Source organism: Ramlibacter sp. (assembly GCF_035554825.1).
In the GTDB taxonomy this organism is placed as follows: domain Bacteria; phylum Pseudomonadota; class Gammaproteobacteria; order Burkholderiales; family Burkholderiaceae_C; genus Ramlibacter.
Map to the genome: position 1 here is coordinate 89,076 of NZ_DATMHS010000040.1, position 11,492 is coordinate 100,567.

Annotated in this window: 11 protein-coding genes and 1 pseudogene; 6 read left to right on the forward strand and 6 right to left on the reverse strand. The window is 68.8% G+C overall.

Annotated features, from left to right (window positions below; translation table 11 throughout):
• Nucleotides 1-3 precede the first annotated feature (3 nt).
• From ccoP to VNT59_RS04160, 6 genes are all read right to left on the reverse strand, one after another.
• On the reverse strand, nucleotides 4-921 hold the full coding sequence (gene ccoP, locus VNT59_RS04135; RefSeq protein ID WP_325496903.1) for a cytochrome-c oxidase, cbb3-type subunit III: 918 nt from the start codon (nucleotides 919-921) through the stop codon (nucleotides 4-6).
• A gap of 14 nt (nucleotides 922-935) precedes the next feature.
• Complete coding sequence (locus tag VNT59_RS04140) at nucleotides 936-1,076, reverse strand: cbb3-type cytochrome c oxidase subunit 3 (protein WP_325496905.1); 141 nt, start codon at nucleotides 1,074-1,076, stop codon at nucleotides 936-938.
• Between the two features lie 18 nt (nucleotides 1,077-1,094).
• On the reverse strand, nucleotides 1,095-1,724 hold the full coding sequence (gene ccoO, locus VNT59_RS04145; protein ID WP_325496907.1) for a cytochrome-c oxidase, cbb3-type subunit II: 630 nt from the start codon (nucleotides 1,722-1,724) through the stop codon (nucleotides 1,095-1,097).
• A 13-nt stretch (nucleotides 1,725-1,737) separates the two neighbouring features.
• A complete protein-coding gene (gene ccoN, locus VNT59_RS04150) occupies nucleotides 1,738-3,171 on the reverse strand; it encodes a cytochrome-c oxidase, cbb3-type subunit I (RefSeq protein ID WP_325496909.1) in 1,434 nt (477 codons plus the stop codon).
• Nucleotides 3,172-3,239: 68 nt separating this feature from the next.
• Nucleotides 3,240-3,377, reverse strand: a complete 138-nt coding sequence (gene ccoS, locus VNT59_RS04155) for a cbb3-type cytochrome oxidase assembly protein CcoS (RefSeq protein WP_325496911.1) — start codon at nucleotides 3,375-3,377, stop codon at nucleotides 3,240-3,242.
• Nucleotides 3,378-3,517: 140 nt separating this feature from the next.
• Complete coding sequence (locus VNT59_RS04160) at nucleotides 3,518-5,872, reverse strand: cation-translocating P-type ATPase (RefSeq protein WP_325496913.1); 2,355 nt, start codon at nucleotides 5,870-5,872, stop codon at nucleotides 3,518-3,520.
• A gap of 115 nt (nucleotides 5,873-5,987) precedes the next feature.
• On the opposite strand from VNT59_RS04160, the gene VNT59_RS04165 reads away from it, so the two are divergent.
• The 6 genes and pseudogenes from VNT59_RS04165 to VNT59_RS04190 form a co-directional block, all read left to right on the forward strand.
• Nucleotides 5,988-6,431 carry a universal stress protein gene (locus VNT59_RS04165; protein WP_325496915.1) on the forward strand — a complete coding sequence of 148 codons (444 nt, stop codon included), beginning with the start codon at nucleotides 5,988-5,990 and terminating at the stop codon, nucleotides 6,429-6,431.
• A 37-nt stretch (nucleotides 6,432-6,468) separates the two neighbouring features.
• On the forward strand, nucleotides 6,469-6,891 hold the full coding sequence (locus VNT59_RS04170) for a universal stress protein (protein ID WP_325496917.1): 423 nt from the start codon (nucleotides 6,469-6,471) through the stop codon (nucleotides 6,889-6,891).
• A 45-nt stretch (nucleotides 6,892-6,936) separates the two neighbouring features.
• Nucleotides 6,937-8,835, forward strand: a complete 1,899-nt coding sequence (locus tag VNT59_RS04175; RefSeq protein WP_325496919.1) for a type IV pili methyl-accepting chemotaxis transducer N-terminal domain-containing protein — start codon at nucleotides 6,937-6,939, stop codon at nucleotides 8,833-8,835.
• Nucleotides 8,832-9,527, forward strand: a complete 696-nt coding sequence (locus VNT59_RS04180; protein ID WP_325496921.1) for a response regulator — start codon at nucleotides 8,832-8,834, stop codon at nucleotides 9,525-9,527. The genes VNT59_RS04175 and VNT59_RS04180 overlap by 4 nt, the downstream gene beginning before the upstream one ends.
• A gap of 205 nt (nucleotides 9,528-9,732) precedes the next feature.
• Nucleotides 9,733-11,085 carry a nitrate/nitrite transporter gene (locus VNT59_RS04185; RefSeq protein WP_325496924.1) on the forward strand — a complete coding sequence of 451 codons (1,353 nt, stop codon included), beginning with the start codon at nucleotides 9,733-9,735 and terminating at the stop codon, nucleotides 11,083-11,085.
• A gap of 2 nt (nucleotides 11,086-11,087) precedes the next feature.
• Nucleotides 11,088-11,492 (forward strand): annotated as a pseudogene (locus VNT59_RS04190) (nitrate/nitrite transporter); the annotation flags it as partial.

Genomic DNA, 11,492 nt, shown 5'->3' on the forward strand with positions numbered 1-11,492 from the left:
TCCTTACGGCTTGGCCAGCGCGGGCTTGTTGCTCAGGCCCCAGACGTAGGCCGTCAGCACGTGGATCTGGGCGTCCGTCAGCTTGCCGCCCTGGGCCGGCATCTCGTTGGTCTTGCCGCCGTTCACCATGTTGATGACGGCCTGCTCGCCCCAGCCGTGCAGCCACACGTCGTCGCTCAAGTTGGGCGCGCCGACGGCCTGGTTGCCCTTGCCGTCCATGCCGTGGCAGGCGGCGCAGGCGGTGAACTTCGCCTTGCCCAGCTGGGCGCGCACCGAGTCGTGCGGGCTGTTGGACAGGCTCAACACGTAGTTGGCGACGTTCTTGACGTCCTCGGGCGACCCGACGGCGGCGGCCATCGGCGGCATCTGGCCGCGTCGGCCCTGGGTGATGGTTTCCTTGATCTTGTCGGGCGTGCCGCCGTGCAGCCAGTCACCGTCGGCGAGGTTCGGGAAGCCCTTGCTGCCGCGCGCGTCCGAACCGTGGCACTGCGAGCAGTTGTTCATGAACAGGCGCTCGCCGATCGCCATCGCGTTGGCGTCGCCGGCCAGCTCCTCGGTCTTCTTGGCCGTGAACTGCGCGTACAGCGGCGTCAGCTCCTTGGTGGCCTGCTGCACTTCGGCGTCGTATTCGCCGCGCGTGCTCCAGCCGAGCTTGCCCTGGAAGCTGCCCAGGCCGGGGTAGGCGGCGAGGTAGGCGAAGCCGAAGACGATGGTGATGACGAACAGCCACATCCACCAGCGCGGCATCGGGTTGTTCATTTCGCGCAGGTCGTCGTCCCACACGTGTCCGGTGGTGTTGTCCGCCTGCGACGTGACCTTCTTGCGGGCGGTGATCCACAGCAGCAGCAGGCACGCGATGATGCTCACCACGCTGATCGCGGCCACGTAGACGGACCAGAATTCGGTTTTGAAATCGCTCATGTCGGCACCGGGGCTCAGTCGTGGTCAAACGGGATCAGCGCTGCGGCCTGCAGCCGCTCGCGGTTGCTGCGGGCGTAGGCCCACCAGACGATGCCGAGGAACGTGATGAAGCTCGCGACGGTGGCGCCGACGCGCCAGAGAGTGAGGTCGTCCATGTGTGCTGCTCCCTGTCGTTATTTCAGCGTCCGGCCCATGCCCTGCAGGTAGGCGACGATCGCCTCCATCTCGGTCTTGCCCTTCACGGCATCGGCGGCCGCGGCGATCTCCGCGTCGCTGTAGGGCACGCCGACGCTGCGCAGCGCCCGCATGCGCGGCGCCATGTCGGCGGCGTCCACCGTGTTCTTCTCGAGCCACGGGTACGAGGGCATGTTGGACTCGGGCACCACGTCGCGCGGGTTGTTGAGGTGGATGCGGTGCCACTCGTCGCTGTACTTGCCGCCAACCCGGTGCAGGTCCGGGCCGGTGCGCTTGCTGCCCCACTGGAACGGATGGTCGTAGACGAATTCGCCGGCCACCGAGTAGTGGCCGTAGCGCAGCGTCTCGGCGCGGAACGGCCGGATCATCTGCGAATGGCAGTTGTAGCAGCCTTCGCGCTGGTAGATGTCGCGGCCCGCGAGCTGCAGCGCCGTGTACGGCTTGAGGCCCTCGATGGGCTGGGTGGTGGTCTTCTGGAAGAAGAGCGGCACGATCTCGACCAGGCCGCCGACGGCGATCACCAGCAGGATCAGCACGATCATCAGGAAATTGCTGGTCTCGACCTTCTCGTGCGAGAAACCGGCTTCGGTGTGCGTGGTATTGCTCATTTTTTCTGCTCCCTCAGGCGGCGGCCGGCACGGCGACGGCCACGCGCACGGAACGGCCACGCGCCACGGTCATCCAGGTGTTCCAGGCCATCACCACCATGCCGGTGAGGTACAGCAGGCCGCCCAGCATGCGGATCACGTAGAAGGGATAGGTCGCCTTCACGGATTCGACGAAGGTATAGGTCAGCGTGCCGTCGGTGTTCACGGCCCGCCACATCAGACCCTGCATCACGCCGGCGATCCACATCGCGGCGATGTACAGCACGATGCCGATGGTGGCGATCCAGAAGTGCAGCTCGATGGCCCGCACCGAGTACATCTTCTTCTGGCCGTACAGGCGCGGCACCAGGTAGTACAGCGAGCCCATGGTGATCAGGCCCACCCAGCCCAGCGCGCCGGAATGCACGTGGCCGATGGTCCAGTCGGTGTAGTGGGAGAGCGCGTTGACGGTCTTGATCGACATCATCGGGCCCTCGAAGGTGCTCATGCCGTAGAACGACAGCGACACGATCAGGAAGCGCAGCACCGGGTCGTCGCGCAGCTTGTGCCAGGCGCCCGACAGCGTCATCATGCCGTTGATCATGCCGCCCCAGCTCGGCGCCAGCAGGATCAGCGAGAACACCATGCCCAGCGACTGGGTCCAGTCCGGCAGCGCGGTGTAGTGCAGGTGGTGCGGGCCGGCCCACATGTAGGTGAAGATCAGCGCCCAGAAGTGGACGATCGACAGCCGGTAGCTGTACACGGGCCGCTCGGCCTGCTTCGGAATGAAGTAGTACATCATCCCGAGGAAGCCCGCGGTGAGGAAGAATCCGACCGCGTTATGGCCGTACCACCACTGGATCATCGCGTCCTGGACGCCCGCGTAGGCGGAGTACGACTTCATCCAGCCGGCCGGGACTTCGGCGCTGTTGACCAGGTGCAGGATCGCGATCGCCAAAATGAACGCGCCGTAGAACCAGTTGGCGACGTAGATGTGGCGCACCTTGCGCACGGCGATGGTGCCGAAGAAGACGACGGCATACGCCACCCACACGAGCGTGATCAGGATGTCGATCGGCCATTCGAGCTCGGCGTATTCCTTGCTCGTGGTGTAGCCGAGCGGCAGGCTGACCGCCGCGGCGACGATCACCGCCTGCCAGCCCCAGAAGCTGAAGGCGGCCAGCTTGTCGCCGAACAGGCGCACGTGACAGGTGCGCTGGACCACGTAGTAGCTGGTGCCGATCAGGGCGCAACCGCCGAAGGCGAAGATCACCGCGTTGGTGTGCAGCGGCCGCAGCCGGCCGTAGCTGAGCCAGGGAATGCCGAAATTCAATTCGGGCCAGGCCAGCTGCGCGGCGATGAACACGCCCACCAGCATCCCGACCACGCCCCAGACCACCGCCATCAGCGAGAACTGGCGTACAACGGTGTCGTTGTAGATCGCCGTCCCGGCTCCCTGTTTTTCCATGGTTTTTCCACCCGTTTTCGTGACCGCCGAAGTTTCCTTGCACCTTGGGCGCGAGCCCTTGATGCAAGTCAATCGGACCGGAGAATGCGCTCGCCTTCGGCCTCGACGCCTTCGAACTGGCCGCGCCACACGGCCCAGCCGAGCGCACCGAGAATCAGCAGCGCCAGGCCCACCGACAGCGGAATGAGGATGAAAAGTATATCCATTACTACTAATATATTCGGTTCGATTTTCAGCGTCTTATGCGCTGGCTTCCCAACGGCTGATGCCGTGATGGAGGGTCGATTCACCGCGGCACATATCCACGTCGAATGATGAAATTATCGGACCCGCCGCAGCGCCGGTGCTACGGGGTGGCGCCGAGCGCGAGCGCGCTGGCGGCAGCGGCCGCGCCAGAACCGGATGGGTCCGTGCCGCGAACGCGGGCGAGCCGCGCCGAATTGGCGACCACCAGCAGCGAGCTCGCCGCCATGCCGATACCCGCCAGCCAAGGCGGCATCCAGCCGATCACCGCCAGCGGCACGCACACGGCGTTGTAGGCGGCCGCCCAGGCCAGGTTCTGCCGAACGATGCGCTGCGTGCGCTGCGCATGGCCGATCAGCGAACGCACGGCCTGCAGTTGCCCGCCCAGCACGACGAAGTCGGACTTCGCCTGCGCCAGCGGGACCGCATCACCCATCGCGATCGACACATCGGCCCGCGCCAGCACCGGGGCGTCGTTGACGCCGTCGCCCACCATGGCGACGCGGTGCCCGTGCAGCTGGGCGAGCGCCACGCCGGTCAGCTTGTCTTCGGGCGTGCAATCGCCCTGGGCCACGTCGATGCCCGCGCGCTGCGCCAGGCGCCGCACCGCCACCGTCCGATCGCCCGAGAGCAGTTGCACCTGCAGGCCCGCGTCGCGCAGCCCGCGCACGGCCGGCAGCGCGTCGGGCCGCAGCGCTTCATCGAGTTCGAACGTGGCCAGCCAGCCGCTGTCGTCGGCGAGATGGACCGACAGGTTCCCGCCGTCCTGCGGCGGTTCCGGCGCCGCGCAGAACGCGGCCGAGCCCAGCCGCAGCTGCTGTGCCTGGCCGCCGCCGCGCTGGGGCAGCCATCCCTGCACGCCGCGGCCGGCCACTTCGACGACGCCGCTGGCGGCGGGGCCCGCCGCCGCGCCGGCCGCGGCGGCGATCGCGCGCGACGCCGGGTGCAGCGAATGCCGGGCTAGCGCGGCCGCCAGCGTCAAGGCCGCTTCTGGCTCGATGCCGCCGCGCGCGCGCAGGGCCACGACCCCCATCCGGTCCTGGGTCAGGGTGCCGGTCTTGTCGAAGACGACGGTGTCCACCGAGGCGCAGGATTCAAGCGCCTGCAGCCGCCGCACCAGCACCCCTTGCCGCGCCAGCGCGCCGGCGGCCGCCAGCGTGGCCGCCGGCGTGGCCAGCGACAGCGCGCAGGGACAGGTCACGATCAGCACGGCCACGGCGACGCCCAGGGCCTGCGAGGGATCGACGGCCCACCACCAGGCGCCGGCCGCCGCCGCGGCCACCAGCACGGCGCCCAGGAACGGCGTCGCGACACGGTCGGCCAGGCGCGCCAGCCGCGGCTTCTCGATGGACGCCTGCTCCATCAGGGCGACGATGCCGGCATAGCGGGTCTGCGAACCGGTGCGGTCGACATGCACCAGGACGACGCCGCTCAGGTTCTGGCTGCCGGCAATGACCGGCTCGCCGGCCGAGCGCCACAAGGGCCTGGACTCGCCGGTCAGCAGTGCCTCATCGACCCGCGTCTCGCCTTCGAGCACGTGGCCGTCGGCCGGGAACACCTCGCCGGGCAGGACGCGGATCACGTCGGCGACGGCCAGCCGGCGCACCGGCACCCGTTCGAACGCCGTCGCCTCGGGCCTGCGCCGTTCGATGGTCTGCGGCAGCCGGCGCATCAGCGCCTGCAGCGAGCCGGCGGTGCGATCGCGCAGCCGCTGCTCCAGCAGGCGGCCCGACAGCAGGAAGAAGACGAACATCGTCACCGAGTCGTACCAGACCTCGCGGCCCAGGATGCCGCCGGCGTCGAACGTCGCCGCGGTGCTCGCGCCGAACGCGATCGCGATGCCCAGCGCCACCGGCACGTCCATCCCCAGCGTGCGATGGCGCAGGTCGCGCAGCGCCGCCGCGAAAAAAGGCCAGCAGGAAAACAGGACGACCGGCAGCGTGAGCACCCAGGAGGCCCAGCGCAGCAGCGATTCGATGTCGGGCGTGATCTCGCCGGGCGCCGCCACGTACGCGGGCACCGCGTACATCATCACCTGCATCATGCAGAAGCCGGCGACCAGCCAGCGCCAGAGCAGCAGCCGCTGCTCCTTCACGCGCGCCGCCGCATCCAGCAGATCGCCCGCCGGCAGCGCGCCGTAGCCCGCCTGCCGCAGCGCGGTCATCCACTGCGAGGGCCGGCTCAGCTGCGGCGACCAGGCGATGCGGGCCGTGGCGCTGGCGCCGTTGACCTGGACCCGCTCGACGCCTGGCAGTTGCGCCAGCGCGTGCTCCACGGTCAGCGCGCACGACGCGCAATGCATGCCCTGGATGGCGAGGTAGGACTCGTGCCAGCCCGCGCGATCGGGCAGCGGCCGGCTAAAACTTTCCCATTCCTGCGGCTCGTCGAGCGCGCGCCAGGCATCGGCCGTCGTGTCGTCCGGGCTGACGGGCGTTCGCGCAGGGGAGCCAGATTGCATGCGGCAAGGCTATTCGGGCGGCGGAGCCACCCCGTTGACATGGATCAAGCGGGACCGCCCACCCGGTCCTAAGCTCAGAGTGCGGCGCTCGACAACTGCCGTGGGAGAAAAACAAATGTACCGGAAACTGCTGGTCGCGACAGATGGCTCGCCACTGTCCAAGAAGGCCGTGCGCAGCGCGATCGAACTCGCCGGCGCCGTGGGAGCGGAACTGGTGGCGCTGTACGTCGTGCCGCGTTATCCCGTGAGCTATTTCGAGGGCGGCGTGAGCATCGCGCCCCAGGAGATCGCGCGCATCGAGCAGCAATGGTCCGACAAGGGCCAGGCGGTGGTCGACGCGGTGCGCGACACCGCGCAGGCGGCCGGCGTCAAGGCCAGGGCCGTGGTCTCGCGCTCCGACCTGGTCGCGGAATCGATCCTGTCGGCCGCCAAGAAGTACAAGTGCGACCTGGTCGTGATGGCGTCGCATGGCCGGCGCGGGCTCAAGCGGATCCTGCTGGGCAGCGAGACGCAGCATGTGCTGACGCACAGCACCGTGCCGGTGCTGGTGCTGCGTTGACCGTCGCGATTCGAGATTCCAAGACAGAAAGACCCGTATGAAGATCCTGTTCGCCGCCGACGGCAGCACCTACACCAAGAAGGCCCTCGCCTTTCTCGCCACGCACGACAACTTCGGCGGCGAGGCGGACGAGATCGTCGTGCTGCATGTGCAGCCGCCCGTCCCGCCGCGCGTGAAGACCATGGTCGGCGCCGGGGTCGTCAACGACTACCACAGCGACGAGGCCAAGAAGGTGCTCGATCCGATCGAGCGCTTCCTCAAGCGCCATCCGGCGTCGTTCCGCTCGAAGTGGGTGGTCGGCTCGCCTTCCGACGAGATCCTGAAGGCCGCCAAGCGCGAGAAGGCCCACATGATCGTGATGGGCACCCATGGCCACGGCCTGATCAGCCGGGCCCTCATGGGCAGCGTCGCCCAGAAGGTGGTCGCGGACGCCGACATCCCGGTGCTGCTGGTCAAGTAGCGGCGGGTGGGCGGCGATCCGCGCGGTTGGCGTCCGGGAGCACCGATGAAGAGCTGGACGCTGACCGCCAAGCTGTACACCAGCGGCCTCACCTTCCTGGTGCTGGCGCTGACGTCGATCGGCGTCACGCTGCTGGTCACCTGGAACCTCGAAGGGGGCGCGGCCGCCGTCAACGAGGCCGGCCGGATGCGCATGCAGACCTACCGCCTCGCGCTGGAGGCGTCCAGCAAGGGCCCGACGCGCGAGACCCTGGCGCTGGTCCAGAGCTTCGACGCCAGCGTCTCCCTGCTGCGCACCGGCGATCCGTCGCGGCCGCTGTTCGTGCCGTGGTCGCGCGATTCGCGCCAGCGCTTCCAGCTGGTCACCCACACCTGGTACGAGCTGCGCGCGCGCTGGAGCGCGGGGCAGCCGTCGCCGCACGAAGCCGCGCAGGATGCGGCGCGCTTCGTCGCCCTGATCGACGGCTTCGTCGCGGCGATCGAGACCCAGATGTCGCGCTCGACCACCCTGCTGCAGGGGGTCCAGCTCGCGATGATGGGATTCGCCATCGCCGGCGTGGTGGCGATGCTCTACGCCGGCTACCTGTTCGTGCTCAATCCGCTGGCGCGCCTCAGGCGCGGCCTGATCTCGGTGCAGCAGGGCGACCTGTCGACGCGCGTCGAGGTGGACAGCCGGGACGAGTTCGGCCAGCTGTCGGCCGGCTTCAACGACATGGCGCAGACCCTGCAGTCGCTGTACGGCAGCCTGGAAGACAAGGTGCGCGAGAAGACGGCCCGGCTCGAGGTCAAGCGCCAGCGCCTGGCCGACCTCTACGAAACCAGCGCGTTCCTGGCCGAGGCGCCGAGCCTGGACGCGCTGGCGCGCGGCTTCGTGCGGCAGGTTCGGGCCATCGCCCGGGCCGACGCCGCCGCCGTGCGCTGGTCGGACGAAGGCAACCAGCGCTACCTGCTGCTCGCCACCGACGGGCTGCCGGCTGCCATCGTCGAATCGGAAGCCTGCCTGGACACCGGCGCCTGCTTCTGCGGCCAGCCGCGCAAGGACGCGACGATCCGGATCATCCCGATCCAGCAGGAGCGCGCGATGGCCATGGGCTACTGCCGGCGGGCCGGCTATCGCACCCTGGTGTCGGTGCCCGTGAAGCTGCACGAGCGGGTGCTGGGCGAGGTCGATCTGTTCTTCTTCGCCGACGTGACGCTGGAGGACGAGGAGCGCGAGTTGCTGGACACCCTGGCCACCCACCTGGCCAGCGCCATGGAGAGCCTGCGCGCCTCGGCGCTGGAGCGCGAGGCCGCGGTGGCACAGGAACGCGCGCTGCTGGCCCAGGAGCTGCACGACTCGATCGCGCAGTCGCTCGCGTTCCTGAAGATCCAGGTGCAGCTGCTGCGCGACGCCATGCGGCGGCAGGACACGCAGGCCATGGAGCGGGTGATCGGCGAACTCGACGCGGGCGTGCGCGAGAGCTATGCCGACGTGCGCGAGCTGCTGGTGCATTTCCGCACCCGCACTACCGCGGAGGACATCGAACCGGCGCTGCGCACCACCCTGTCGAAGTTCGAACACCAGACCGGCCTGGCCGTGCGGCTCGAGATGCAGGGCCACGGCGTGCCGCTGGCGCCGGACGTGCAGGTCCAGGTGCTCCACATCCTGCAGGAGGCCCTCTCCAACGTCCGCAAGCACGCCGGCGCGCACCAGGTGCTGCTGCGCGTTTCGCACCGGCCGCACTGGCGCTTCGAGGTGCGGGACGACGGCGTCGGGTTCGATCCCGCCGCCGGCGGCGCCGACCAGACCCACGTCGGGCTGCGCATCATGCAGGAGCGGGCGCAGCGCATCGGCGCGGCGGTGGCCGTCGTCTCGACGCCGGGGCGCGGCTGCACGGTGACGCTGGACCTGCCGCCGACCAGCGAGCTGGACGCCGCCGCCCCCTCCGAGAAAGTCCTGTCATGACGGCATCCGCTGCGGCGCCCGTGCGCCTGATGGTGGTCGACGACCACACCCTCTTCCGGCGCGGCCTGGTCGCGCTGCTCGCCTCGGACGCGAGCCTGGCGGTGGTCGGGGAGGCCTCGGACGCCGGCGAGGCGGTACGCCATGCCGCCGCGCTCCAACCGGACGTGATCCTGCTGGACAACCACCTGCCGGGCGTCACCGGCATCCAGGCCCTGCCGGGCCTGAAGGACGCGGCGCCCAGGGCGCGCATCATCCTGCTCACGGTGAGCGAGGACGAGCAGGACCTGCAGGCGGCGTTGCGCGGCGGCGCGCACGGCTACCTGCTCAAGACGATCGAGGGCGACCTGCTGGCGCAGGCCATCCATCGGTCCATGCGCGGCGAGCCCGTGATCAGCTCGGAGCTGACCGGCAAGCTGGTGTCGGCGTTCCAGACTTCCGCGCACGCGCCGAGCGCGCCCGCCGCCGCGGACCCGCTCGCGCAGCTGTCGGCGCGCGAGCAGCAGGTGCTCGAGCAGATCGCGCTTGGCGCCAGCAACAAGGAGATCGCGCGAACCCTCTCCATCGCGGAGACGACGGTGAAGATCCACGTGCAGCACATCCTGCGCAAGCTCGACCTCACCTCGCGCGTGCAGGCCGCGGTGTTCGCCGCCGGCATGCTCAAGACCGGGCGCAACGCCGCCCCGGACGCCTGAGCCCACGCCGGGCCGCCGGCCTCATCCGTTGCCGGCCTCCGGCCGGCTGGTGCCGCTCGCAGCTCCCATAGTTCGAAAGAACGATGGCGGCGCCGTCCGACCTCCTCCTTCCGGCTGGCGCCACATGCACCACCGAAGGATGTTCCGCAAGGCCTGGGCCGACCATAGTTCGAGCCAAGCCAAAAGCCCTTACGGAGCCTCTGACATGCACCCCTCGCCCCGCGCGCACGCCAAGGAAGTCGTGGTCGGCCGCCAGTCCTGGTCGGTCCTGATCGTCAGCACCCTGGCCTTCACCGTCTGCTTCATGGTCTGGATGATGTTCGGCGTCATCGGCATCCCGATCAAGAAGCAGCTGAACCTCAACTCGACCGAATTCGGCCTGCTCACCGCCATGCCGGTGCTGGCCGGCTCGCTGATCCGCGTGCCACTGGGCATCTGGACCGACCGCTACGGCGGCCGCATCGTGATGACGCTGCTGATGGCCGCCACGGTGCCGGCGATCTGGCTGATGGCCTACGCGACGCAGTTCTGGCACTTCCTGGCGATCGGCCTGTTCGTCGGCCTGGCCGGGGGTTCCTTCTCGGTGGGCACGCCCTATGTCGCGCGCTGGTTCCCGAAGAGCCGCCAGGGCTTCGCGATGGGCGTCTACGGCGCCGGCAACTCGGGCGCCGCGGTCAACAAGTTCGTGGCCCCGGTGCTGCTGGTCGCCTTCGGCTGGACCGTCGTGCCGCACGTGTACGCCGCCGTGATGCTCGGCACCGTCCTGCTGTTCTGGTTCTTCAGCTACAGCGACCCGGGCCACCTGGTGCCCAGCAGCGTCAAGTTCGGCGACCAGCTCAAGGCCCTGAAGGACCCGAAGGTGCTGCGCTACTGCCAGTACTACAGCATCGTGTTCGGCGGCTATGTCGCGCTGTCGCTGTGGATGGTGCAGTACTACGTCGGCGAGTTCGGCCTGGACATCCGCGTCGCCGCGTTGCTGGCGGCCTGCTTCTCGCTGCCCGGCGGCGTGCTGCGCGCCATCGGCGGCTGGCTCTCCGACAAGTACGGCGCCCACAGCGTCACCTGGTGGGTGATGTGGGTCAGCTGGATCTGCCTGTTCCTGCTGTCCTATCCGCAGTTCGACCTGACGGTGATGACCACCAACGGCCCCAAGAGCTTCAGCCTGGGCCTGAACGTGTACGCCTTCACCGCGCTGATGTTCGTGCTGGGCATCGCCTGGGCCTTCGGCAAGGCCAGCACCTTCAAGTACATCAGCGACGACTACCCGCACAACATCGGCACCATCTCGGGAATCGTCGGCCTCGCCGGCGGCCTGGGCGGGTTCGTGCTGCCGATCATGTTCGGCGCCCTGATGGACCTCACCGGCATGCGCTCCAGCGCCTTCATGCTGATGTACGGCATCGTCTGGGTGTCGCTCATCTGGATGTACTTCACCGAAGTGCGCCGCACCGAAGTCATGGGTCCCGAAGCCCCCGAGGCCCCCTCCCTGCCGCACCTGCACCTGCCGTCGCTGTCGCCCGACATGCCGGCCTCCCTCCAGAACCTTCAGAAGGCCTGATCATGAGCACTTCCACCCTACCCGTCCGGCACGGTCGCGTGCTGAACATCTGGACGCCAGAGGACAAGGCGTTCTGGGAGCGCGAGGGCGAAGCCGTCGCCAAGCTCAATCTGTGGATCAGCGTGCCGGCGCTGTTCCTGGCGTTCGCCGTCTGGCAGGTCTGGAGCGTGGTCGCGGTCGGCCTGCCGGCGCTGGGCTTCAAGTATTCGACCAACCAGCTGTTCTGGCTCGCCGCGGCCCCGGCGCTGTCGGGTGCCACGCTGCGTATCTTCTACTCCTTCATCGTGCCGGTCGTCGGCGGCCGGCGCTGGACCGCGATCTCGACCGCCAGCCTGCTGATCCCGGCGCTGGGGATCGGCTTCGCGGTGCAGGACAACACGACCAGCTATCCGACCATGCTGATGCTG